Source organism: Rhizobium leguminosarum bv. viciae USDA 2370 (assembly GCF_002008365.1).
Lineage (GTDB): Bacteria > Pseudomonadota > Alphaproteobacteria > Rhizobiales > Rhizobiaceae > Rhizobium > Rhizobium leguminosarum.
In genome coordinates, this window is sequence record NZ_MRDL01000036.1 from 60,467 (window position 1) to 85,571 (window position 25,105).

Here is a 25,105-nt window from a genome sequence, read left to right on the forward strand (position 1 = left end):
ATGCTCTAGCGGAACGGCTTGCTGAGATAACGCGATCCCTGAATGCCGAAGCGCCATAGTGCTTCGGCATTTTTGGTGATGCCGATGCGTTTTCCCGAGACGATCGGCACCGGTGCGGACGGCGTGATCGCATAGGGCGGGCGATCGAGCAGCCTGTCATTGATCTCGATATCGATGCCGAGTGCCTGGCAGAGCTTGCCGGGACCACTGCAGAGCGACGTCAGCATATCGGTGCCGCGCCGCTCGATCATCACAGGAATTCCCGTTTCCGGCTCCAGGGCGCGGATGAGTGCAGCCGAACCCGGATGGCAGACGAAATTCAGGCACCAGTACATGCCGTAGATACGGTAAATATAGACGTTGCCCGGCTTGCCATACATGGCGCCGTTGCGCTTGGTCGGGCCGCGGAAGCTGTGCGAGGCCTCGTCATCGGGGAAATAAGCTTCGGTCTCGGTGATGCGTCCGCCGACGCCATCCACGGTCAGATGGCAGCCGAGCAGGTCACGAGAGACGGTGATCGCATCGCGCTCGAAAAATTTCCTGAGGCTTTCGCCGGTGAGCGTGCCGGCGCCGATTGCGCCTGATATCGTTCCACCATCGGTCATATCAGACGCAGATAACATTCAACGCGCTTATCGTCATCCCAAAACCGTTTCATGCGTTTGCGCGACAGGGATCAGCGGCCGGCATTCGGATCGCGCATCGGGATCGAGGATGATGTGACCGAGACCGGGTCGCTCGCCGGGAAGGAGTCTTCCAGACCCTCCTCCAGCTCTTCCTCGAGCAAAGCGGGGTCCTTGCCGCGCGCGCCGTCGCCATGGACAGGTTCGATCGCTGCGGCAAGCAGGGCCTTGGCACGCAAGACGGCATTTTCCGACGTCAGCTCAGGCGTGCTGCGCAGCGTCACGGCAATGCTGTCTTCGCCTTCGCCGCCGAATTCGACGACGAAGCCGTCTTCCGTCTGGTAGACGGTGATATCGTTGAGTGCCATGGCCGTTCTCCGTGGGCGCTCATATTAGCAAGGCGCATTTTAGTGAAGCGCGTTTTCGGAATTTTGTCGAGCGAAGACCTTTACCAGCCAGTCGATGAAGACGCGCACGCGCGGCGAAAGCTGGCGGTTACGGGGGTAGAGCAGGGAAACCGGCGTCGGGGTCAGCGGAAAATCCTGCAGCACGCGGACCAGCGTGCCCGCGGCAAGGTCCTTTTCGGCGTGATAGCGCGGAATCTGGATCATGCCGAGGCCCATCCTCGCCGCTGAAATATAGCTTTCGGCGGCGTTGACCGCGACGGTGGCGGGAATGGAGATGTCACGCACCGTGCCGTCGACGATGAATTCGAGCGGCAACAGGCTGCCGGTGCTGCTGGAGCGGAAGCCAACCATGCGATGGCCGTCAAGCCGGTCAGGGTGCTGCGGCAGGCCATGGGTGGCGATATATTCAGGAGAGGCGAGTGTCACCTCATCGAGCAAGGCAACGCGCCGGGCGACCATGTCGCTGTCTTGTGGCGTGCCGACGCGCAGCACGCAATCGATGCCTTCGCGCACCAGGTCGACCAGCCGGTCGCCCTCGCTCATGTAGAATTCGATCTCGGGATAGGTCTCTAGAAAAGACGGCAGGCTCGGCAGCACGAAATGCCGGGCGAGCGTGCCGTGCACATCGACGCGCAGCAGGCCCTTCGGCTTGGCGCCGGCGAAAGCGCCTTCGGCATCTTCGATATCGGCAAGGATCGACAGGCAGCGCTGGTAATAGGCTTCGCCGTCGAGCGTCGGGCTGACATGGCGTGTCGTGCGCTGGAGCAGACGCACGCCGAGGCGGGCTTCGAGCTGCTTTATCGCATCGGTGACGGTCGAGCGCGGCAGGCCGGTGTCTTCGGCAGCAAGCGTGAAGCTACGGCGTTCCACGACGCGGCAAAACACGCGCATGGCATCAAATCTGTCCATCTTTTTGTTCGCGATTCCCGGATAGTGATGCCGAAGAATGCATGATTATCCGCATAATGAACAGGTGCATCTTCTCCTCATTGAAAACGCGCTGCGGCGCAGGATGAAGGAGAAGGACAATGGCTTCCAAAGAAAACGGCAAGGTGGCACTGGTCACCGGTGCTTCCCGCGGCATTGGAGCGGCAGTCGCCCGACGCCTCGCCAAGGACGGTTTCACCGTCGTCATCAACTATTCCGGCAATGCCGCTCCGGCCGAGGAATTGGTCCAGGAGATCGAGCAGGCCGGCGGCAAGGCGCTGACGGCGAAAGCCGATGTCAGCGACGCCGAAGCCGTCCGCCGCATGTTCGATGCCGCGGAAGCCGCTTTCGGCGGCGTCGACGTGCTTATCAACAATGCCGGCATCATGATGCTCTCTTCGCTTGCCGAGGCCGATGACGCCAATTTCGATCGGCAGATCGGCGTCAATCTGAAGGGCACCTTCAATACGCTGCGGGAAGCCGCCAAGCGGCTGCGTGACGGCGGCCGGGTCGTCAACTTCTCGACGTCGGTCGTCGGCCTGAAGCTCGAAACCTATGGCGTTTACGCTGCCACCAAGGCTGCCGTGGAAACATTGACGGCGATCATGGCCAAGGAGATGCGGGGCCGCAACATCACGGTCAACGCCATCGCACCTGGCCCTGTGGCCACCGACCTTTTCCTCAACGGCAAGTCGGACGAACTGATCGCCCGCATGGCGAAGATGAACCCGCTGGAACGCCTCGGCACACCGGAAGACATCGCCGCTGCGGTTGCCTTTCTTGCCGGTCCGGACGGCGGCTGGATCAACGGCCAGACGCTGCGCGCCAATGGCGGCGTGATCTGATGAAGGGCTGGCGGCTGTCTCGATGCCGCCGCCAACCTCAAGCTTCCACTTCAACCAACCCCAATCGAACCCAGAAGGAATAGGATCATGAGCAAGCAAGTCATCATCATCACCGGCGCTTCCAGCGGTTTCGGCGCTCTTACCGCCCGCGCCCTCGCGAAGGCCGGCCATACCGTCTATGCCGGCATGCGCGCCACGGAAGGCCGCAACGCTCCGGCCGTCGCCGATGCGGCTGAATTCGCCAGGGACAACAACGTCGATCTGCGCTCGGTCGAACTCGATGTCGCCTCCGACGCTTCGGTTGTATCAGGTATCGCCAGGATTATCGCCGATGCGGGCCGCCTCGATGTCATCATCCACAATGCCGGCCATATGTCCTTCGGCCCGGCCGAAGCCTTCACGCCGGAACAGTTCGCCGAGCTCTTCGACATCAACGTGCTCTCCACCCAGCGCGTCAACCGCGCGGCACTCCCCTATCTGCGCAAGCAGGGCAAGGGTCTGGTGGTCTGGGTATCGTCGTCGAGCAGCCGCGGCGGCACGCCTCCCTACCTCTCGCCCTATTTCGCCGCCAAAGCGGCGATGGATTCACTTGCCGTCTCCTATGCCGGCGAGCTTACCCGCTGGGGCATCGAGACCTCGATCATCGTGCCCGGCGCCTTCACCAAGGGCACCAACCATTTCGCCCATTCCGGTTCGCCGGATGATACCGCCCGCGCCGCCGAATATAATGAAGGACCCTACAACGGTGTGCCGGAACAGGCGCTGCAGGGCCTGGCAGCACTCGAACCGGCCGGCGCCGATGCCGGCACGGTAGCCGTCGCCATTGTCGATGTCGTCGGCAAGCCGTTCGGTACGAGGCCGTTCCGCGTCCATATCGATCCATCCGAGGACGGCGCGGAGATCGTCAACGGCGTCGCCGACCGTGTCCGGGCAGAATTGTTCCGCCGCATCGGCCTCGAGGACCTGCTGAAGCCGGCCGTCGGGAATTGAAATCCGGCCTGCCGCTGGCGCGGGAACATGAGCGCCAACCGGTCATCGCAATTATGTGAACGTGATTGCGGAATTTTTCCTTACAATCCTGCGGGGAGTGCGTATATCTGTTTTATCGCGAGAGAGTGGAATTCCCTGCCGCTCTCTCCCGACCTCCAAAGCCTGCCGCGCCCTTTCCACGGTGCGACAGGCTTGATGTTCAAAGTTGTACATTGCGGCCCGTCGAAGGTTTCCCCTGCCTTCCGGGCCGTATTTATCTTGGCGCTCAGACGTCGTTCAATCTCGCCTCGACCAGAAGCTTCACCAGCCAGTCGACGAAGACGCGCACCTTGTTGCTGAGATGGCGGTTCGGGGGGTAGACGACGTAAAGCGGCAGCGGATCGCGACGCCAATCCGGAAGCACGCGGACGAGTTCGCCCCTTGCCATCGGCTCGCGCGCCATGAAGATCGGCACCTGCGCGATGCCGAGGCCCGTCAACGCAGCTGTCAGATAGGTGCGGCTATCGTTGACCGAGGCGATGTAACGCGGACTGGTTTCGATCACCTCGTTGTGCCGGCGAAATTCGAAGGGCAGTGTCCGGTTGTTCTGGGCGCGGAAATAGTTGACGGAGTAATGATCAGCCTCCAGATCCTCGGGCCGCTCGGGCATGCCGAATTTCTGGATGTAGCTCGGCGCAGCACAGGTGATCATCTCGACTTCGGAGACGCGCCGCGCAATCAGCGACTGGTCGGCTGGCGTGCCGGCCCGTAGCGCGCAATCGACATTTTCCGCAAGATAATCGACCGTGCGGTCGCCGACACCGAGGTCGATACGGATATCGGGATAACGCTGATAGAAATCGCAAAGAGCCGGAACGACGATCCAATCGGCGAAAGCGCCGGCCATCTCGACACGCAGCCGCCCGCTCGGCAGGCTCTGCGAATTGGAGAGGCTGCCATCAAGCTCTTCTAGTTCCGAAATAATCTGGGCGGCGCGTTCGTAATAAAGCGCACCGTCCGTGGTCACCATCACCCGGCGCGTGGTACGGTTCAAAAGCTTGGTGCGCAAATGCGCCTCCAGACCCTGGATGAGATTGGTCACCGTCGCCTTGGGCATGGCGAGCATGTCGGCGGCGCGGGTGAAATTGCCCGTCTCCACGACGCGAATGAAGACGCGCATTGCCGAGAGCTGATCCATCGGTTTCAAATCCGCAGTTTGCGTTGCACCATTGTTCGAAATCTGGAACAGTGTTATCGCGATATAGCTTCTTATTCCTTGGTTGGAATAACAATATCTTTTTTGTAGAAAATGCAAGCGGCAGGCGTTGTCTGCTTGTGGCCGATGCAAAAGAGACCGGAAGCATGACGGTGGAATGGAAAGATATGATGCTGGACAAGGTGGCCATCGGCCCCGTTTCCGCACGCATCTACCAGGGCGCCGATTACGGCAAGGGTCCGCCGATCGTGCTTTACCTGCATGGCGGCGCATTTCTGGACAGCGACAAGAATGTCGACCGGCCGGTAGCGATGAGTCTCGCCAAGGCCGGCGCGATCGTCGTTGCTGCCGATTACAGCAGCCTGTCCGGCAACATATTCCCGCAAGCGTTGGAAGTCTCCTTCTCCGTTTTCACCTATCTCGCCAACAAACGCGCCGGTCTTGGCGACCGCAAGTCGCTGCTTTTCGTCGCCGGCGAAGAAGCAGGCGGCAATGTTGCCGCCGGCGTGGCGCTGAAGGCGCGCGACCAGATGCCGGACGCGCTCGACGGCCAGGTCCTGATTTCGCCGCTGCTCGATCCCTTCATGGGCACGTCCTCGATCCGCAAGGCCGAAGCCATCGGCATGCGCCAACGCTGGACGGAGGGCTGGAGCCACTATCTGAGCGGCGGCGGTTGCCACCCTTATGCGGCGCCTTGCCTCTGTTCGCGTATTTCGGGCGTCGCGCCGGCGCTGGTATTCACTGCGGAGGACGATCCTCTGCACGACGAGACAATTGGTTACGGTGCCCGCCTGAAACAGGCCGGCGTCGGTGTGCGTCAGCATGTCCTTCCCGCCGGGACGGGCTGGCCCTCGATTTATGGTGGGAAATCCGACGGAGCGCCGGACTGGCAGGAAAACGTCAGCCGCCATTTCGGAAGCTTCCTTCGGGACGTAAGCGTTCAACCGCAATTGCATTGAAGAAGACCTGATATTTCGGCGGCCTTGAGCCGCAAGGAGAGTACCGATGACGTCCAGAAAGAAGCGCTGGGCCCTTGTGGGCGCCGGCATAGGCCTTGTTGCGTCAGTTTCCGGCGCCGCATTGTTTTTCGAACTGCCGATGAGCACGACCGCCACGGCCGCCTCCGCCCCTGCACAGGCTCCCGCTGTGCCGGTGACGGTTGCCGTCGTTGCGGCGCGCGATGTGACGGCCTGGGAGAATTTCTCCGGCCGTCTGGAAGCGGTCGACCGTGTGCAGGTGCGTTCCCGTGTCGCCGGCGCCATCCTGTCGGTGGCTTTCCGCGAAGGGGCGTTGGTGAAGCAGGGCGACCTGCTCTTCACCATCGACCCGGCCCCCTACCAGGCGAGCGTGGCGCAGGCGCAAGGCCAGGTCGCTTCGGCCGAAGCCAAGGTCAGCCTGGCGCAGACCGAACTCGACCGCGGCCGCAGGCTTTCCGACAACCGCACCATCTCCCAGAGCGATCTCGATCAGCGCCAGAGTTCGCTGGCCGAGGCTCAGGCGGGGCTGCGTTCGGCGCAAGCTGCCCTGCAGTCGGCCCAGCTCGATCTCGATTATACTGAAGTGCGGGCTCCGGTTTCCGGCCGCATCGGCAAGATCGAGGTGACCGCCGGTAACCTCGTCGCGGCCGGTTCGACTTCGCCGGCGCTGACGACGCTCGTTTCTGTCGATCCGATCTATGCGAGCTTCAATGCCAGCGAAGAGATGGTGACGCGCGCGCTTGCCCAGCTTCCGCAGACGGATAGCGCCCTGCCTGCCGTCGAGCAGATTCCGGTCGAGGTCGGCACGCTGACCGACAGTGGCACGCCGATCAAGGGCAAGCTGCAACTGATCGACAACGAGGTCGATGCATCAAGCGGTACGATCGGCGTGCGCGCCGTCTTCGATAATCCGGGCGGGCGTCTCATCCCCGGCCAGTTCGTGCGGGTGCGCATGGGCCAGCCGAAGGCCGAGAACAAGATCGTCATCAGCGACCGTGCCGTCGGCACGGACCAGGACAAGAAGTTCGTCTTCGTCGTCGATGGTGAGAACAAGGTCGCCTATCGGCAGGTCCAGCTCGGCACGCTGGCTGACGGCCAGCGTGTAGTCGAAAGCGGCCTCAACGTCGGCGAAAAGATCGTCGTCAACGGTTTGCAGCGCATCCGTCCAGGTGCAGTCGTAGCACCTCAGATGGAAGAGAAGGTCGCGACCGCGCAGTAAAGACTTTGCCTTCCCCTCCGGGGGAAGGCCAATACCCGAAATGATATGACCCGCCGGCGGCTCCCAAACCGCCGGAGAGGGACGTTGCATCCATGTTCACCCCGGAGAGGGCTTTGATATGAACATCTCCAGATTCTTTGTCGACCGCCCGGTCTTTGCCGGCGTTCTTTCGGTCCTCATCCTGGTTGCCGGCCTGATCGGCCTGCGCGCGCTGCCGATTTCCGAATATCCGGAGGTCGTGCCGCCGTCGATCGTCGTGCGCGCCACCTATCCCGGCGCCAACCCGTCGGTCATCGCCGAAACGGTGGCAACGCCGCTCGAAGAGCAGATCAACGGCGTCGAAGGCATGCTCTACATGGCCAGCCAGGCGACATCGGACGGGGTGCTCAACGTCACCGTCACCTTCAAGCTCGGCACCGACCCTGACAAGGCACAGCAGCTCGTGCAGAACCGCGTTTCGCAGGCCGAACCGCGCCTGCCGGCGGAAGTCCGCGCGCTCGGCATCACGACAGTTAAGAGTTCGCCCAACTTCATCATGGTGGTCAACCTCGTCTCCGACGGGGACAATCACGACATCACCTATCTTCGCAACTACGCGACCTTGAACGTCAAGGATCGTCTCGCCCGCATTGCAGGCGTCGGTCAGGTACAGGTCTTCGGCGCCGGCGACTATTCCATGCGTGTCTGGATCGACCCGCAGAAGGCCGCCGAGCACAATCTTGCCGCCAGCGACATCAGCAGTGCGATCAGCTCCCAGAACATTCAGGCCGCCGCCGGTATCATCGGCGCGTCGCCGAGCCAGCCGGGCGTGGATCTGCAGCTCAACGTTAACGCCCAGGGCCGCCTGCGCACGCCTGAGGAATTTGGCAACATCATCGTCAAGACGGGCGCCAGTGGCGAGATCACCCGCCTTCGCGATGTCGCCCGCATCGAGCTCGGTGCTGCGGACTACACCCTGCGTTCGCTGCTCGACGGCAAGCCGGCCGTCGCCGTTGCAGTCCTGCAGGCGCCGGGTTCGAACGCGATCGAGATTGCGGACAATGTGAATGCGACCATGGATCAGTTGCAGCTCGCCATGCCTGAGGGCGTCAAATACGAGATCGTCTACGATACGACGAAATTCGTGCGCGCCTCGATCGAGAAGGTTATCGACACGCTGCTCGAGGCCATTGCGCTCGTCGTCCTCGTCGTCATCCTGTTCCTGCAGACGTGGCGCGCCTCGATCATCCCGCTGATCGCGGTTCCGGTATCGATTATCGGCACCTTCGCAGTCATGTATGTCTTCGGCTTCTCGATCAACGCGCTCAGTCTGTTCGGCCTGGTGCTCGCGATCGGTATCGTCGTCGACGACGCGATCGTGGTGGTCGAAAACGTCGAGCGTAATATCGAACATGGCCTGTCGCCACGGGCTGCCACCTACAAGGCGATGAAGGAAGTCTCCGGTCCGATCGTCGCGATCGCGCTGGTCCTCGTCGCGGTCTTCGTGCCGCTCGCTTTCATCTCCGGCCTGTCGGGTCAGTTTTATCGCCAGTTCGCGCTGACGATCGCAATCTCGACCGTCATCTCGGCCTTCAACTCGCTCACCCTGTCTCCGGCGTTGGCAGCCCTTCTCCTGAAGGGCCATGATCAGCCGAAGGACTGGCTGACGCGGTTCATGGACGCCGTCTTCGGTTGGTTCTTCCGCGGCTTCAACCGAGTCTTCGGCGCGGGCTCGAATGCCTACGGCAAGGGCGTGGGTGGTCTCTTGTCGCGCAAGAGCATTGTCATGGTGATCTATCTGGCACTGGTCGGTGCGACCTACAGTCTGTTCAGCTCGGTTCCCGGCGGCTTCGTGCCGTCGCAGGACAAGCAGTATCTGATCGGCTTCGCCCAGTTGCCGGATGCCGCAAGCCTCGACCGCACGGAAGACGTCATCAAGCGCATGACCGACATCGCGCTGGCGCAGCCGGGTGTTGCCAATGCGATCGCCTTTCCGGGCCTGTCGATCAACGGCTTCACCAACTCCTCGAATGCCGGCATCGTCTTTGTTACGCTGAAGGACTTCGAGGAGCGCAAGACGCCAGATCTCTCGGGTGGCGCAATCGCCATGGCGCTGAACCAGAAGTTCGGCGTCATCCAGGATGCCTTCATCGCCATGTTCCCGCCGCCGCCGGTCAATGGTCTCGGCACGACGGGCGGCTTCAAGCTGCAGATCGAGGATCGTGCGGGCCTCGGCAACCAGGCGCTCGACGAGGCAACCAAGGCAGTGCTTGCAAAGGCTTACCAGACGCCTGAACTCGCCGGGCTGTTCTCCAGCTTCCAGATCAACGTGCCGCAGCTCTATGCCGATCTCGACCGCGCCAAGGCCGAGCAGCTTGGGGTTTCCGTCACCGACGTCTTCCAGACGCTGCAGATCTACCTCGGTTCGCTCTATGTGAACGACTTCAACGCTTTCGGCCGCACCTACAGCGTCCGCGTGCAGGCCGATGCGAAATTCCGCGCCCAGCCGGAAGATATCGGCCAGTTGAAGGTCCGCTCGGCATCGGGTGAGATGATCCCGCTTTCGGCCCTTCTGAAGGTGGAGCCGAGCACCGGTCCGGAGCGTGCGAACCGCTACAACGGCTTCCTCGCTGCCGACATCAACGGCGGTCCGGCACCGGGCTTCTCGTCCGGCCAGGCGCAGGCGGCAATCGAGAAGATCCTTCATGAGACCTTGCCTGCCGGCATCGACTTCGAATGGACGGATCTGACCTATCAGCAAATTCTCGCCGGCAATTCGAGCATCGTCGTCTTCCCCCTGGCGCTGCTGCTGGTCTTCCTGGTGCTGGCCGCCCAGTATGAAAGCCTGACGCTGCCGCTTGCGATCATCATGATCGTGCCGATGGGCGTGCTGGCCGCGCTGACCGGCGTCTGGCTCACCGGTGGAGACAACAACATCTTCACCCAGATCGGTCTCGTGGTGCTTGTCGGTCTATCAGCGAAGAACGCGATCCTTATCGTGGAATTCGCCCGCGAACTGGAGTTCGAGGGAAGAACACCGCGGGAGGCCGCGATCGAGGCCAGCCGCCTTCGCCTTCGCCCGATCCTCATGACCTCGCTCGCCTTCATCATGGGTGTCGTGCCGCTCGTCGTCTCCACCGGCGCCGGCGCGGAGATGCGCGCGGCCATGGGTGTCGCGGTCTTCTCGGGCATGATCGGCGTGACCTTCTTCGGCATCTTCATGACGCCTGTCTTCTACGTGCTGCTGCGGCGGCTGACGGGCAACCGTCCGCTCGTCCAGCACAAGCCGGACGAACACAAGGAAGAAGAGGCGGAGGTCATCCGGCTCGCGGCGGAATAAACGGAATTCAACCTTCCTTTGTCGAGTAAATCGGGCGGGAACTTCGGTTCTCGCCCGTATCGTTTTCAGAGCATGATGCCGAATACTGTGCGCGGTTTTGGGACGACATCATCCGCATCTAAGGACACACCACAAAAATGCGTTACGTCCGCCAAAACGGTTTGCATCGGTGGGCGAGGGGACTATCAAAGACGGACAACAGTTGGGAGGACTGAATGACAGGTTCGAGAAAAGGTGATGAGGGCAGGCGGATCGCCTTTCTCGGCACCGGCCTGATGGGAGCGCCGATGGCTCGCCGGCTGCTCGGCGCGGGTTTTGCAGTCACCGTCTGGAATCGCGATCCCGGCAAGGCCGAGGCGCTAGCGGGAGATGGCGCGGTTCGCGCGGAAACACCGGCGGATGCCGTTGCAGGCGCCGATGTCGTCATCACCATGTTGACCAACGCCGAGGCGGTGAAGGACGTATTGTTCGACCGCGGAGCGGCCGATGCGATGACGCCTGGCGTTACCGTCATCGACATGAGTTCGATTGCCCCGCATTTTGCCCGCGATCATTCGGCGAGGCTTGCCGACCGCAGCGTCGATCACGTCGATGCGCCGGTATCGGGCGGCGTCGTCGGGGCGGAGGCCGGTACGCTGGCGATTATGGCGGGCGGCGACGAAGGCGTGATCGACCGGCTTGCGGATGTCTTTGCCCCGATGGGGCGGGTGACCCGCGTCGGTCCAAGCGGGGCAGGCCAGCTTGCCAAGCTCGCCAACCAGCAGATCGTCGCGGTGACGATCGGCGCCGTCGCCGAAGCGATGATGCTGATCGAAGCGGGCGGCGGCTCGCCGGCGGCCTTCCGAGACGCCATTCGCGGCGGCTTTGCCGAGAGCCGTATCCTGGAGCTGCACGGCAAGCGCATGGTCGAACGGCAGTTTACTCCAGGCGGTTCGTCCAGCAATCAGCTGAAGGATCTGAACGCCGCCATGGAGGCGGCCAAGACCCTGTCGCTGACGCTGCCGCTGACGGCGGCGGTGCACGCCGAATTCAGCGAATTCGTCGCCAATGGCAATGGCGAAAAGGATCACAGCGCCCTGCTCCTCCATCTCGAAGAGAAGAATGCCCGGCCGGGAGGAGAGAAGTGACGGACAGCCATTCGCCGAAACGGCGCCTGCGTTCGCAGGACTGGTTTGACAATCCCGATCATATCGACATGGCAGCGCTCTATCTCGAGCGCTTCATGAATTACGGCATCACGCCGGAAGAGCTGCGCTCCGGCAAGCCGGTCATCGGGATTGCCCAGAGCGGCAGCGATCTCACGCCCTGCAACAGGGTGCATGTCGAGCTTGCCAAGCGCGTGCGCGACGGCATTCGCGATGCCGGCGGCATTCCGATCGAGTTTCCGACGCATCCGATCTTCGAGAACTGCAAGCGCCCGACCGCCGCACTGGACCGCAATCTAGCCTATCTCGGCCTCGTCGAAATCCTCTACGGTTATCCGCTCGACGGTGTCGTGCTGACCACCGGCTGCGACAAGACCACGCCTTCGGCGATCATGGCTGCTTCGACGGTCGATATTCCGGCGATCGTGCTCTCCGGTGGGCCGATGCTTGACGGCTGGCATGAGGGAGAGCTGGCGGGCTCCGGCACGGTGATCTGGCGGATGCGGCGGAAATATGCGGCAGGCGAGATCGATCGGGAAGAGTTTCTTCAGGCGGCGCTCGATTCTGCGCCTTCCGTCGGTCACTGCAATACGATGGGTACAGCCTCAACGATGAATGCGCTGGCCGAGGCGCTCGGCCTTTCGTTGACCGGCTGCGGCGCCATTCCGGCCGCTTACCGCGAACGCGGCCAGATGGCCTACCGTACCGGGCGGCGCGCCGTCGAAATCGTGTTCGAGGATCTGAAGCCGTCGGATATCCTGACGCGCGAGGCTTTCCTGAATGCGATCCGCACCAATTCGGCGATCGGCGGCTCGACCAACGCGCAGCCGCATCTGGCCGCGATGGCGAAGCACGCCGGCGTCGAACTCCATCCCGACGACTGGCAGGTGCATGGTTTCGATATCCCGCTGCTGGCCAATGTCCAGCCGGCCGGCGCCTATCTCGGCGAGCGCTTCCATCGCGCCGGCGGTACGCCGGCGATCATGTGGGAACTGCTGCAGGCCGGAAAGCTCGATGGCAACTGTCGTACGGTGACGGGCAGGACGATAGCCGAGAACCTACAGGGCAAGGAAGCGCGCGACCGCGAGGTCATCAAGCCGTTCGCTGAGCCGCTGAAGGAGCGGGCGGGCTTCCTCGTGCTCAAAGGCAATCTCTTCGATTTCGCGATCATGAAGATGAGTGTGGTCTCGGAGGATTTCCGCCGGCGATACCTTGAAGAACCCGGGCACGAGGGCGTCTTCAAGGGCAAAGCGGTGGTTTTCGACGGTTCCGAGGACTATCACAAGCGCATCAACGATCCCGCACTCGGCATCGACGAAAACACCATCCTCGTTATCCGGGGCGCCGGGCCGATCGGCTGGCCTGGTTCGGCTGAGGTCGTCAATATGCAGCCGCCGGATCATCTCCTGAAGCGCGGCATCCGCAGCCTGCCGACGATCGGTGACGGCCGCCAATCGGGCACGGCCGACAGTCCCTCGATCCTCAACGCCTCACCGGAAAGTGCCGCCGGCGGCGGCCTCGCCTGGCTTCGTAGCGGGGATATCATCCGCATCGACTTCAACCACGGGCGTTGCGACATGCTGGTCGATGACGCAGAGATCGAACGGCGCAAGAGCGACGGCATCCCGCCGGTGCCGGCGGATGCGACGCCGTGGCAGCAGATCTATCGCCGCTCGGTGACGCAATTGTCGGACGGCGCGGTGCTGGAGGGGGCGACGGAATTTCGTCGGATTGCGAAAAACCCGCCGCGGCACAATCATTGAACTTGAGTTGCTAAAGACTGCGAGCCCTTTGATCCAAAAGGGGAAGTCGTAACGAACAGTTCACCTAGTCACTAGTTCGGTCACTAGGACAAGGCTTCATTAATGCCGGCTTGAGACCATATTGCCGTTATACAAGCTTCTAAGGCTGGGACCGCGTTGCCAGAGAACAAAGCCACACGATCCGAACGAGAGTTTCAGGATCTTCTGCGTCGGCTCGAACTCGCTCTCGATGCATCCCAGATTGGTGTCTGGGAGCATAGCATCGAGCAGGACGGGATCTTGTGGGATGCGCAAATGCATCGTCTCTATGAGACCGGCGAGACGTATCGTCTTGTGCCGGCTTCGCTTTGGTCGAATGCCATCCATCCCGATGATCGTGAGCGGGCCGAAAGCGACTTCGAGCAGGCAATCGCGACGCGCGGCGCCTATAACTCACAATTCCGTATCGTGCTGCCGAGCGGCGAAATCCGTCATTTGCGTTCGCGCGCGCATTTCTATGTCGATGCGGAAGGTCTGCCCTCCTTCATTGGCGCCGAATGGGATGTGACTGCCGACGTAATGCTCAACGCGGAACTGGCGCGGCAGAAGGTGGTGGCCGAGGCGAGGGCGCTGGCGCTTGAGGAAAGCAATGCCCGCATCGAGCATGTCGCCGATCACGACTATCTCACCGGCTTGCCGAACCGGCGCCTTCTCGACAAGCGGCTGGCGGAGCTGCCGGCCGACAAGAGCATCACGACGCTCGCGGTGCTGCATCTCGACCTCGACCAGTTCAAGCAGATCAACGACAGCCACGGTCATGCGGCAGGCGACGCAGTGCTCAGGGCAGCAGCCCTTCGCATCACCGCTGCCATTCCTGCAAATGGCATGGTCGCCCGCGTCGGCGGCGATGAATTCGTCATCGTGCTGGTCAATTTTACCGATCTCACTGAGCTGAGGCTGATCACCGAGGATGTCCAGCGACGGCTGCGGAAGAAAGTCCGTTTCGGCCAGGAGATGCTGCAATCCGGCGCCTCGATCGGCGTTTCCTGGAGCGGCGATCGGCGGGCGCGCAACCTGCTGGCCGAATCCGACCTGGCGCTCTACCAGGCCAAGAAGCTCGGACGGAACCGCGTCGAATTTTTCACGCGGCAATTGCAGGAGGATCTGCGCTCCAAGCGTCGCCTCGCCGAAGAGCTGAAGCTCGGGCTGGAGCGCGGCGAGATCCTTCCCTATTATCAGGTGCAGCTCGACGCCCGGACACGGGAAGTCATCGGCTTCGAGGCGTTGGCGCGCTGGAAACATCCCGAGAAGGGCGTGCTTGCCCCAGGGGTATTCCTGAAGATCGCAGACGAGCACGGACTTGCGGCGGAGATCGACGCGGCGATCCTCAAAAGCGCTCTCGAAGACCGGCTATTCTGGCTGTTGCGCGGCCTTGCGGTTCCGCGCATCGCTGTCAATATTTCCGCCTCGCGGCTTGCCGATCCGGCGTTGCTCGACAAGCTGAGGAAACTCGACATCCCGCCTGGCGTGATCGTCTTCGAACTGGTTGAGACGATTTTCCTCGACGACAGCGACGAAAAACTGCTCGATCATATCGGCGATATCAAACAGATGGGCATCGACATCGAGATCGACGACTTCGGATCGGGCCATGCCTCGCTCATCGGTCTCGTCAAGCTGCGGCCGAAGAGGCTGAAGATCGACCGGCAGCTCGTCACCGAGGTCGTCAGCTCGGCCGAGCAGCGGCGCGTGGTGGGTTCGATCGTGGAAATCGCCAAGGCGCTTGATGTCGAGGTGATCGCCGAGGGCATCGAGACCGAGGCGCATGCCGTCGTGCTGGCGCAGCTCGGCTGCGACGGTCTGCAGGGTTATGCGTTCGGTTATCCCGCACCGGCGGCAGATACAGACCGTCTTTTCTCATCGATGGCGAGCGGGATCGAAAAGCAGAAGACCGCAATGGGCGGCTGAACGGTCGGTGATCCGTTCGCGGGCGACCGTGGTCGCCGCCGGTTTCAACGGCGCCTTTGCCGCGTCGCGGAGGAGATTTCGGCCGAAATGCTTTCCTCGCCTTTCAACTTGGCAGGCGATATCTTTTCGGCGCGGCGTTTTATTTGCATCGGCAGGAAGATAATTGGCGCACAAGTAATTTTCTTGAGCTTGCAACGGCATTGTTTCATGGTAATTCGGAAACGAAGATTTCTGCATTGCATCGAAAAATGATTATACGCGTCGTCAAGTCCATGAGCGCGGCTCTCCATCATTCGCAGGTGCAATCGGGGAACTGGGACCTGACAATTGCTTTGCCTTTGCCGGGATGGACTTGCGGGACATTCAATCTAGGAAAGTCGCATGAATTCGGAATTTGCCGTTCGTTCGATGCGGCCCGGCGAACTGGAACTCGTGCTCGAATGGGCGCGTCAGGAGGGCTGGAACCCGGGCCTTGACGATTCGCTTGCGTTCCTCGAGGCCGATCCGTCAGGATTTTTCGTCGGCTCGATCGGTGAAGTCCCCGTCGGTTCGATCTCGGTCGTCAAATATGGCGAGAGTTTCGCCTTCCTGGGCCTCTACATCGTCCATCCCGATTTCCGCGGCAAGGGTTACGGCAAGGCGATCTGGGAGGCGGGCATCGCCAGCGCGGGAGACCGCACGATCGGTCTCGACGGTGTCGCCGCACAGCAGGACAACTACCGCAAGGCCGGCTTCGAACCCGCCTATTCCACCATTCGCTACGGCGGGGTCGCCAGCTCCCTGCCAGTCTCGACGCTTGTCGCGCAGTCGGTACTGGATTCACGTCTCGAAGGCCTGCAGCGCTATGATTCGGCGATCTTTCCGCAGCCGCGGGATGCCTTCCTCACCTCCTGGTGCACCGGCCGTAAGGGCCGCCGTTCGGCGGTGGTGCGCAAGAGCGGTAAGATCCGCGGCTACGGCACGATCCGCCGCTGCTACGAGGGCTACAAGATCGGCCCGCTCTTTGCCAATGATGCCGATAGCGCCGCGGCGTTGCTTGCCGAATTGATCCCGGAGGCGAAGGGGGCCGCGGTCTTCATCGATATTCCCACGGCGAACCACGAGGCAGTCGCGCTTGCCGAAGGCCTCGGCCTTCAACCGGTGTTCGAGACGACGCGCATGTATCGCGGGCCGGCGCCGGCCATCCCGCTGAAGCACGTCTTCGGCGTGACAACGTTGGAACTCGGTTAGGCTCTAATCCATGGGTGAGGCGGGCACGGTCTGTGCCGACGCTTTCGGACGGCCCTTTTCGGCGATCGCGATGCCGCCCAAGGTGAGCACCAGCGCGATCACATGGAAGGACTGCAGCCTCTCCCCGATCAGGGCGACGGAGAGCAGCGTTCCGAACACCGGCACGAGATTGATGAAGAGGCCGGCCCGGTTGGCGCCGATTGCGACGACGCCCTTGATATAGAGGATCTGCGCGACCAGCGAGGGGAAGATCGCCGTATAGAGAGTGATGACCCAGCCGGCCTGGTCCGGCCACTGCGCAGCGCCGCGGCCGACCTCCCAGAGGAGCAGCGGCAGCGAGGTCAGCATCGCGCCGAGCGCCGGGACCGCCATCAGCGTGCGCCAGTCGAGCGGCGGCTTCCAGCGCAGGAAGATCGTGTAGACCGAATAGGCGGCAATGGCGATCAGCATCAGCCCGTCGCCGCGGTTGAGGCCTAGTTGCAGCAGCGTTGAGAGGTCACCATGCGCGGCGGTCAAAGCGACGCCGATCAGCGTCATGCCGAAGCCGAGACATTGCGCCAGCGAGATGCCGGTGCGGAAGAACATGAAATTCAGCAGGAAGATCAGCATCGGGATGCCGGCCTGCTCAATGGCGACGTTGATCGCCGTTGTATATTGCACGGCCGAGTAAAGCATGGCGTTGAAAAGGGTGTAGCCGATGACGCCGTAGAAGAGGAGCAGCGGCAGGTTCTTCCTGACCACCGGCCAGTCCTTCCGCAATTGCGGTACTGAAATCACAGCGATCACCGCCACGGCGAGGAACCAGCGCAGGAAGGTCAGCATCATCGGGCTGATATGCCCGAGCGCGAGTTTGCCGGCGACGGAGTTGCCGCCCCAGCAAAGGGTGGCGATAACGAGGCAGATATAGGCCGTGGCTTGCAAGAGCGTTCTTCCCGTCTTTCCGCGATCGCCGTGCGGCGTTTTGTGAGGGGAAATAGCCTGTCGGCTGCTGATTTGTCACGTAAAAAGCCCAATCTACTGTGACAACAGGGTCGCTTTCCAAAAAACAAAGCTTTATAGATGCGCGGGTTTGAGCAGGTGCGCGGTTCCGCGCCGGTAACAGGAAGAGTTGGATGACGAACGTAGTCGTGGTCGGTTCGCAATGGGGTGACGAAGGCAAGGGCAAGATTGTCGACTGGCTTTCGGAGCGTGCAGATATTGTCGTGCGCTTTCAGGGCGGACACAATGCCGGCCACACGCTCGTCATCGACGGCACCAGCTACAAGCTCTCGCTGCTGCCGTCCGGCGTCGTGCGTCCCGGCAAGATGGCGGTGATCGGCAACGGCGTCGTCGTCGATCCGCATGCGCTGATCGCCGAGATCGAAAAGCTCGCCGGTCAGGGTGTGACGATCACGCCCGAAAATCTGCGTATCGCCGACAATGCGACGCTCATCCTGTCGCTGCACCGCGAGCTCGACGCGATGCGCGAGGATGCCGCATCGAACAGCGGCACCAAGATCGGCACGACGCGCCGCGGCATCGGCCCGGCCTATGAAGACAAGGTCGGCCGTCGCGCCATCCGCGTCATGGATCTTGCCGATCTCGATAGTCTTTCCGGCAAGGTCGACCGTATTCTGACGCATCACAACGCGCTTCGCCGCGGCCTCGGTGTCGCCGAAGTCAGCCACCAGGCGATCATGGACGAACTGACCTCGATCGCCGATCGGGTACTGCCTTTCCGTGATACGGTCTGGCTTTTCCTCGACAAGGAGCGTCGCAAGGGCTCCCGCATCCTCTTCGAAGGCGCGCAGGGCAGCCTGCTCGACATCGATCACGGCACCTATCCCTTCGTCACCTCCTCGAACACGGTGGCCGGTCAGGCCGCGGCCGGTTCAGGCATGGGACCTGGCTCGCTCGGCTATATCCTCGGCATCACCAAGGCCTATACGACACGCGTCGGCGAAGGCCCGTTCCCGACCGAGCTGAAGGACGCGATCGGTGAGTTCCTTGGCGAAAAAGGTCATGAGTTCGGCGTGGTGACCGGACGCAAGCGGCGCTGCGGCTGGTTCGACGCTGCTCTCGTGCGCCAATCGATTGCCACCAATGGCATCACGGGCATCGCGCTCACCAAGCTCGACGTGCTCGACGGTCTCGAGGAATTGAAGATCTGCGTCGGCTATATGCTCGACGGCGAACAGATTGATCATCTTCCGGCAAGCCAGGGAGCGCAAGCTAGGGTCGAACCGATCTACATCACGCTGGAAGGCTGGAAGGAATCGACCGTCGGCGCCCGCAGTTGGGCGGATCTGCCGGCACAGGCGATCAAATATGTTCGCCAGGTCGAAGAGCTGATCGGGGCGCCTGTCGCGCTCTTGTCCACCAGCCCGGAGCGGGATGATACGATACTTGTGACCGATCCGTTTGAGGATTAAGCTCACGGGTCACTGTGGAGGATGGTTCGGTAGGGTACCGGACTTCTTGAGAAAGTACTGATGGCGGATTTTATTGCAGTCATTCGGCGGGCCGTTGACGGCTTGGCTGAAAATACCCCCGAGATGCGGGTGAAAGTCTACGAACGTGCCCGCGGCGCAGTGCAGCGGCAGCTCGAGAATATGAAGCCGCGTCCGCCGGAAGCCATGCTGCAACGCCAGCTCGAAAAGCTCGAGGCCGCCATCCGCGAGGTGGAAGGCGAACACTCCGAGGCGCTGCCGCTCGATGAGCCGGTCGCCGCCGTCGCCGCGCTGGAATCCGCGGAAGAGCAAACTCTTCACGACGAAAGCGAACCGGCGCCTGCGCCGGAGACTGCTGTCGAGGAGCCGGTTGACGAAGCCTATGCGGAACCGCAGGCGGCCGAGGTCGCCGACGAGCCCGATCACGTGGAAGCCGCCGCGCCAGAGGACGCTGAGGAAGAGGTCGCTGCCGAGGAGCCCCTTTCCGCGGAAGAACCTGTTCCCGCCGTAATCCCTGTTGCCGCCGAGACAGCGGTTTCGCCGGAGACATCCGGTCCCGCCGAGACATATTGGCATCCCTCGCATGAAGAGGAAGCGCCAGCCGAGGAATGGCATGCTAGCGAGGCGCGCGACGTCGCTGCCGAAGACGTGTCGGCCGAACATGACGGCCGGGAGCCGCCTGCCGCGCATCGCAGCGAGCAAGCCGACGAAGACCGTGCCGACGAGCAGCATCCCCTGGAAGCTGACGAGATCGCGGCCGAGCCGGTGGCGGTGGACAACGAGGAGCCGGAGGCCGAGGAGGCTTACGAGCCCGTCGAGCCGTTGCCGCCGACCACCCGCGGCATAGACCATGCATCCAACCGGCTGGTGGAGCCGGTCGCCGATTTCGATCGTCAGCAGGAATTCGTCGAGCACAGCCGCGAGGAGCCGTTGCAGGCCGATGCTGCGGCGCATTTCGACCCGGTCTGGGCCGAGCCCGTTGCCCAAACGCCGGCTCCGCCGCCCAAGGATGCGGAGACCGAATGGGCGGAAGAGGAACTCAGGCAATATTCGCAGGCGGCGCCGGTCACCGCGGATGCCTCGGCGCGCGCCTTCGAAGAGGTGATATCAAGCCTCGAAAATGCGGCCCCCGCGGCCGTCATGCCGGCCGCCAAGGAAAGTTTCTCCTGGGAGACAGCCGCCTTCGACGATCTGCCGCCGATCGAGGCCGGCAGCAATAAGAAGGCGCCGGTTGCCTCTCATTTCGACGATGTCGACATCTTCGCGGAAGTGCACAACGGCAAGCCCGCGGCTGCTAGCGGCGCGCCGAGCGAGGACTGGCGCGAGGCGAAGGCGCTGCGCGGCTACGACCGCCGCGGCTCGGTCGCCGCTGATGACGATGACGCCAATCCGTCGATGGATATCGATCAGATCGTTGCCTCCAAGCTGCAGGGCAAGAGTTTCCGTATGGAGCCGAAGCGTCGCCGCTTCGGCATCGGTACCGTGATCACGCTCATCTTCGCACTCATCCTGATTGGTGGCGGCGCCTATGCCGGCTGGATGAACAGAGAGGCGCTAGTGGCGATGGTCGACGGGCTCGTCAGCTCGGCACCGTCGCAGGCGACCAAGAACGAGGCGGCAACACCGCCGGCTAGCTCGGCGACGCCTGCCCAGCCGGGCGCGGTGACGCCAGCCCAGCCAACCACACCAGGAGCGCAGAATACCCCAGCGACGCCGGCTCAGCCGAACCCGCAGGTAGCGTCAATGAACAATGACGGCGCTGCGGCCAATTCGAAATTCACCCAACGGCTGCTGACCGATGGGACCGAGGTCGACAGTGGACCGGCGACTGTGCCGGGAACACCGACTGCGGAAGGAAAATCGGTCGCCGAACAGAATGTCGCGGCAGCAGATACGCCGCCTGCCAGCGCGCAGGGCGATGTGGCACCCGCCGAAACGCCGACGCCAAACGGCCCGGTGTCATCGCCGCAGCAGACCCCACCCGTCGGTTCGTCGGAAAAGATGTTCCTCTATGAGGAGCGTATCGGCCAGAGTTCGCCGACGGCGATCGAGGGATCGGTCGTCTGGAGCGTGCAGCACGAGGCCGGTCAGGACGGCCGGCAGGAGGCGACGGTACAGGGCAACGTCACCGTTCCCGAACGCAATCTTTCGGCTCTCGTCACCTTCAAGCGCAATTCCGATCCGTCACTGCCGGCAAGCCATCTCGTGGAGATCGTATTCTCGGTGCCGCCGAATTTCGAAGGCGGCAGCATCGACAGCGTCCAGCGCATCTCGATGAAGCGCACGGAGCAGGACCGCGGCGACGCGCTGATCGCGGTTCCGGCCAAGATCACCGACGATTTCCATATGATCGCGCTCAACGATTACCCTGATGCGCGCAAGGCCAATCTCGACCTGATGTCGACCCGCAACTGGATCGATATTCCGATCACCTACCGCAACGGCCGCCGCGCGCTGCTGACGATGGAAAAAGGCGGTACGGGAACGGACGCCTTCAATACCGCGATCAAGGAATGGACCGCGCTCGGGGATGTGTCGACGAGCCAGTGAGGGTTTCTTCAGCAACGCCAGAATTCCGGACCTTTGGGGTGGCGCTGAGACTGCGGTACAAAAGTGAATGAAAATGAAAAGGCGGGCCGCAAGGGACCCGCCTTCTTCAATTGTATCGCGCGGCAGGCTTATGCCGTGGCTTCGACGACGCGGACGGCCTTGGCGCGTTCCAGGGCTTCCTTGCGGACCGCGTCCTGCACCTTTTCGAAGGCGCGGACCTCGATCTGGCGCACGCGTTCGCGGCTGATGTCGAATTCGGTCGAAAGGTCTTCCAGGGTCACTGGATCCTCGGCGAGACGGCGAGCCTCGAAGATGCGGCGTTCGCGCTCGTTCAGCACGCTCATCGCTTTCGCCAGCATGCGCCGGCGGGTGTCGAGCTCATCCTGTTCGATCAGCACGTCTTCCTGGCTGTCATGGTCGTCCACCAGCCAATCCTGCCATTGGCCGCTGTCACCTTCGGCTGCCTTGATCGGTGCGTTCAGCGAGGCGTCGCCGGAGAGGCGGCGGTTCATCGAAATGACCTCCTCCTCCGAGACGTTCAGCTTGGTGGCAATTTCCGAGACGTGCTCCGGCTTCAGGTCGCCGTCATCGATTGCCTGGATGCGGCCCTTCAGCCGGCGCAGGTTGAAGAACAGGCGCTTCTGGTTGGCGGTCGTGCCCATCTTCACCAGCGACCACGAGCGCAGGATATATTCCTGGATCGAGGCCTTGATCCACCACATGGCATAGGTGGCGAGGCGGAAGCCGCGCTCGGCATCGAATTTCTTGACGGCCTGCATCAGGCCGACATTGCCCTCGGAGACGACTTCGCCGATCGGCAGGCCGTAGCCGCGATAACCCATCGCGATCTTCGCGACGAGGCGAAGATGGCTGGTGACGAGCTTGTGGGCGGCGTCCCGGTCACCATGCTCGGCATAACGCTTGGCGAGCATGTATTCCTGCTGCGGCTCCAGCATCGGGAACTTGCGGATTTCGTCGAGGTAACGATTGAGACCGGCTTCACCGGCGGTGATGGACGGCAAGGTATTTCGGGCCATAGTGCACCCTCCTAAAGTGAATTCCGGTTCCCGATGGAAACGCGTCCTCGCGTTAAAAAGGCAAACCGGGACGTGCGGCTCTCTCCGAGCCCGCACTAAGTCAATATACAGATAAGTGTGGCGAAACGGCGGTTCAAGGTGCCGCTCACGCAGCTGTGAGTTGGAAGGCCGGCATTCAGAGCCGCCTTTATCGCCGCAGCGCCTCGACCAATTCGACCATATCATCCGGCAGCGGCACCTCGAAATGCATGATTCCGCCGGTGCGGGGATGCTCGAATTGCAGCATGAAGGCATGCAGCGCCTGGCGGCCGAAACCGTTGACAACCTTGCGGATCTCTTCGGGCAGAAGATTGGCCTTGGTCTTGAAGCCGGCGCCGTAAACCGTATCGCCGAGCAGCGGATGGCCGATATGGGCCATGTGGACACGAATCTGGTGGGTGCGGCCGGTTTCGAGGCGGCACTCGACCAGCGAGGCGAACGCGGTCGCGTCCGGCTTCTCATGGAAGCGCTCGATCACCTGGTAATGCGTGATCGCCTCGTCGGCGTCCCGACTGTCGGGGCGTTTGACGGCGCGGCGCGTGCGGTCGCCGGTGGCGCGGCCAAGCGGCGCGTCGACTGTGCCCGACAGCGTGCGGGGTCGGCCCCAGACGACTGCCTGGTAGGCCCGCTCCAGCGGCATGGTGCGGCCATGGTCGGCAAATTGCAGCGAGAGGTGGCGATGGGCAATGTCGTTCTTGGCGACGACCATGACGCCTGTCGTGTCCTTGTCGAGACGGTGGACGATGCCGGGGCGGCGCACACCGCCGATGCCGGAGAGCGTATCGCTGCAATGGTGGATCAGCGCGTTGACCAGCGTCCCCGTCCAGTTGCCGGGGCCGGGATGGACGACGAGGCCGGAAGGCTTGGAAATGACGATGACGTCGTCGTCCTCATGGAGGATATCAAGCGGGATGTCCTCGCCCTGCGGCGTCGGGTCTTCCGGCTCGGGCAGCGTGATCTCGAAACTATCGCCGGTGCGCACCTTGCGTTGCGGGTCGGTGACGGGCTGGCCGCGCAGAAAAACCTGGCCATCTTTGATCAGCGTCTTGATGCGGCTGCGCGAAAATTCCTCACCGACCTGCGCCGTCAGCCAGGCGTCGAGCCGGCCTTCGGCGCTTTCATCGGCGGTCAGGACTTTTCTATTGCCGGCGGCTTGTTTAAAGGGGTCGCTCAAGACGCTTCTTCTCCGACGTATTTTTTAGAACGGGACGCACAGATGACAGCAATCGAGCCAGACGACCAGGAAGAGAAGCCCCTTGATCCGGCGATGGAAAGTGTCCGGCGCAAGATGGTCCGCCTGCAGATCGTTTCCGGCGCCATCATGTTCGTGAGCCTTATGGCGGTCTTCGGCGCGGTTGTCTACAAGGCGATGCACAGCGAGCCGAAGGAGACGGCGTCCACTGTTGCCGCCTCCGGCGTGCCTTCGGATGCGCCGCTTGCGGCAACCGTTTCCCTGCCGCTTGGCTTCAAGGTGCAGTCCACATCGTTTTCGGCCGGGCAGATCCTTTTCTACGGCGAAACGGTCGAGGGCAAGAGCAAGGCTCTGGTCTACGATCTCAGGACCGGCCGCACCGTCGCCGACGTCACCGTCGCGGGCAATTGAGGCCGGCATGGCCGCCGTTCCGATCGACATCGACAGCGCCGACGATCCGCGCGTCGCCGAATTCCGCGATATTCGCGAGCGCGACCTGACCGGCCGAGAGAACCGCTTCATCGCCGAAGGCACCGTCGTGCTGCGCATGCTCGCCGAGGCGCATGCGGCCGGCCGCGGCTTTTTCGCCGAAAAGATCCTGCTGCTGCGCAACCGCGTCGAGGGCCTCCGGCCCATCCTGGAGCGGTTTCCGGCCGATGTGCCGGTCTATGTCGCCGGGGCTGATGTGCTCGACGGCGTCGTCGGTTTCCATCTGCATCGCGGCGTTCTCGCGCTCGGCCGGCGGGAGGATCGCGGGGAAGCTGCCCTTCTTGACGCGCTGCCGGAGCAGGCGCTGGTGCTCGTCGGTTGTGGCATTTCCAATCACGACAATGCCGGCTCGATGTTTCGCAATGCGGCTGCCTTCCGGGCCGATGCGGTGCTGCTCGACGAAACCTCCTGTGATCCACTCTACCGCAAGGCGCTGCGTGTCTCGGTCGGTTCGGTGCTGGGCGTTGCGCACCGTCGCGGCGGCAAGGCGCTGGATGTGCTTCTGGCGCTTGCCGAACGGGGCTTTGCCATCTGGACGCTTTCGCCGCACGGCAAGACCGATATCCGCGCCATTCCGGCCTCGACGCGTATGGCGCTCGTCGTCGGCACCGAAGGCGAGGGGTTGCCGGAGGCGCTGCTTGCGCGGTTCCAGAGCGCGCGCATTCCGCAGTCGGAGGAACTCGACAGCCTCAACGCCGCGACGGCAACGGGGATCGCACTGTTTTCCATGGCCTCGGCGATGGGCCGGATCTAACGCATGCCTTCTCAAATCGAAATCGATT

Annotated in this window: 20 protein-coding genes; 13 read left to right on the forward strand and 7 right to left on the reverse strand. The window is 62.6% G+C overall.

All coding sequences use genetic code 11. From position 1 onward, the window contains the following. Window positions 1–5: 5 nt before the first annotated feature. Genes BS629_RS15315 through BS629_RS15325 form a run of 3 tightly spaced genes read right to left on the reverse strand, consistent with a single transcriptional unit; the run spans window position 6 to window position 1,939 of the window. A complete protein-coding gene (locus BS629_RS15315; protein ID WP_032980549.1) occupies window positions 6–623 on the reverse strand; it encodes a DNA-3-methyladenine glycosylase in 618 nt (205 codons plus the stop codon). Window positions 624–676: 53 nt separating this feature from the next. Next, window positions 677–991 (reverse strand): hypothetical protein, encoded by a 315-nt coding sequence (locus tag BS629_RS15320; RefSeq protein ID WP_018243334.1) that lies wholly within the window; start codon window positions 989–991, stop codon window positions 677–679. A gap of 39 nt (window positions 992–1,030) precedes the next feature. Then, window positions 1,031–1,939 (reverse strand): LysR family transcriptional regulator, encoded by a 909-nt coding sequence (locus tag BS629_RS15325; RefSeq protein ID WP_018243333.1) that lies wholly within the window; start codon window positions 1,937–1,939, stop codon window positions 1,031–1,033. Window positions 1,940–2,058: 119 nt separating this feature from the next. Between BS629_RS15325 and BS629_RS15330 the strand changes: the two genes are divergently transcribed. Both BS629_RS15330 and BS629_RS15335 read left to right on the forward strand, forming a co-directional pair. Further along, window positions 2,059–2,802, forward strand: a complete 744-nt coding sequence (locus tag BS629_RS15330; protein ID WP_018243332.1) for an SDR family oxidoreductase — start codon at window positions 2,059–2,061, stop codon at window positions 2,800–2,802. Between the two features lie 87 nt (window positions 2,803–2,889). Next, entirely contained in the window at window positions 2,890–3,792 is a 903-nt protein-coding gene (locus BS629_RS15335) for an SDR family oxidoreductase (protein WP_018243331.1), read from the forward strand. Between the two features lie 265 nt (window positions 3,793–4,057). On the opposite strand, the gene BS629_RS15340 is transcribed toward BS629_RS15335, so the two are convergent. Next, complete coding sequence (locus tag BS629_RS15340) at window positions 4,058–4,969, reverse strand: LysR family transcriptional regulator (RefSeq protein WP_018243330.1); 912 nt, start codon at window positions 4,967–4,969, stop codon at window positions 4,058–4,060. 164 nt (window positions 4,970–5,133) lie between these two features. On the opposite strand from BS629_RS15340, the gene BS629_RS15345 reads away from it, so the two are divergent. From BS629_RS15345 to BS629_RS15375, 7 genes are all read left to right on the forward strand, one after another. After that, the gene (locus BS629_RS15345) at window positions 5,134–5,946 is read left to right on the forward strand and encodes an alpha/beta hydrolase fold domain-containing protein (RefSeq protein ID WP_077988342.1); all 813 of its coding nucleotides are present in this window, start codon (window positions 5,134–5,136) and stop codon (window positions 5,944–5,946) included. 46 nt (window positions 5,947–5,992) lie between these two features. Continuing rightward, entirely contained in the window at window positions 5,993–7,183 is a 1,191-nt protein-coding gene (locus tag BS629_RS15350) for an efflux RND transporter periplasmic adaptor subunit (protein ID WP_018243328.1), read from the forward strand. A gap of 118 nt (window positions 7,184–7,301) precedes the next feature. After that, the gene (locus tag BS629_RS15355) at window positions 7,302–10,502 is read left to right on the forward strand and encodes an efflux RND transporter permease subunit (RefSeq protein WP_018243327.1); all 3,201 of its coding nucleotides are present in this window, start codon (window positions 7,302–7,304) and stop codon (window positions 10,500–10,502) included. A 215-nt stretch (window positions 10,503–10,717) separates the two neighbouring features. Continuing rightward, window positions 10,718–11,629 (forward strand): NAD(P)-dependent oxidoreductase, encoded by a 912-nt coding sequence (locus BS629_RS15360; protein WP_018243326.1) that lies wholly within the window; start codon window positions 10,718–10,720, stop codon window positions 11,627–11,629. Further along, window positions 11,626–13,410: an IlvD/Edd family dehydratase gene (locus BS629_RS15365; RefSeq protein WP_018243325.1), complete on the forward strand. Its 1,785-nt coding sequence runs from the start codon at window positions 11,626–11,628 to the stop codon at window positions 13,408–13,410. The genes BS629_RS15360 and BS629_RS15365 overlap by 4 nt, the downstream gene beginning before the upstream one ends. 129 nt (window positions 13,411–13,539) lie before the next feature. Continuing rightward, window positions 13,540–15,357 carry a putative bifunctional diguanylate cyclase/phosphodiesterase gene (locus tag BS629_RS15370; RefSeq protein ID WP_026188506.1) on the forward strand — a complete coding sequence of 606 codons (1,818 nt, stop codon included), beginning with the start codon at window positions 13,540–13,542 and terminating at the stop codon, window positions 15,355–15,357. A gap of 381 nt (window positions 15,358–15,738) precedes the next feature. Beyond that, a complete protein-coding gene (locus BS629_RS15375) occupies window positions 15,739–16,587 on the forward strand; it encodes a GNAT family N-acetyltransferase (protein WP_018517019.1) in 849 nt (282 codons plus the stop codon). A 3-nt stretch (window positions 16,588–16,590) separates the two neighbouring features. Here the strand turns inward: BS629_RS15375 and BS629_RS15380 are convergent, their stop codons facing one another. Further along, complete coding sequence (locus BS629_RS15380; protein ID WP_018243321.1) at window positions 16,591–17,508, reverse strand: DMT family transporter; 918 nt, start codon at window positions 17,506–17,508, stop codon at window positions 16,591–16,593. Window positions 17,509–17,699: 191 nt separating this feature from the next. Here BS629_RS15380 and BS629_RS15385 point away from each other — a divergent pair, with 191 nt between their 5' ends. Together BS629_RS15385 and BS629_RS15390 are read left to right on the forward strand one after the other, a co-directional pair. Beyond that, entirely contained in the window at window positions 17,700–18,998 is a 1,299-nt protein-coding gene (locus BS629_RS15385; RefSeq protein ID WP_018243320.1) for an adenylosuccinate synthase, read from the forward strand. 60 nt (window positions 18,999–19,058) lie between these two features. After that, entirely contained in the window at window positions 19,059–21,566 is a 2,508-nt protein-coding gene (locus BS629_RS15390; protein ID WP_018243319.1) for a hypothetical protein, read from the forward strand. Between the two features lie 128 nt (window positions 21,567–21,694). Here the strand turns inward: BS629_RS15390 and rpoH are convergent, their stop codons facing one another. Both rpoH and BS629_RS15400 read right to left on the reverse strand, forming a co-directional pair. Then, window positions 21,695–22,603: an RNA polymerase sigma factor RpoH gene (rpoH, locus tag BS629_RS15395; protein WP_018243318.1), complete on the reverse strand. Its 909-nt coding sequence runs from the start codon at window positions 22,601–22,603 to the stop codon at window positions 21,695–21,697. Window positions 22,604–22,790: 187 nt separating this feature from the next. Then, window positions 22,791–23,816, reverse strand: coding sequence for an RluA family pseudouridine synthase (locus BS629_RS15400; RefSeq protein ID WP_018243317.1), 1,026 nt, complete (start codon window positions 23,814–23,816; stop codon window positions 22,791–22,793). A gap of 42 nt (window positions 23,817–23,858) precedes the next feature. Here BS629_RS15400 and BS629_RS15405 point away from each other — a divergent pair, with 42 nt between their 5' ends. Together BS629_RS15405 and BS629_RS15410 are read left to right on the forward strand one after the other, a co-directional pair. Continuing rightward, entirely contained in the window at window positions 23,859–24,245 is a 387-nt protein-coding gene (locus BS629_RS15405; protein WP_018243316.1) for a hypothetical protein, read from the forward strand. 7 nt (window positions 24,246–24,252) lie between these two features. Beyond that, window positions 24,253–25,077 (forward strand): TrmH family RNA methyltransferase, encoded by an 825-nt coding sequence (locus BS629_RS15410; protein WP_018243315.1) that lies wholly within the window; start codon window positions 24,253–24,255, stop codon window positions 25,075–25,077. Window positions 25,078–25,105 lie beyond the last annotated feature (28 nt).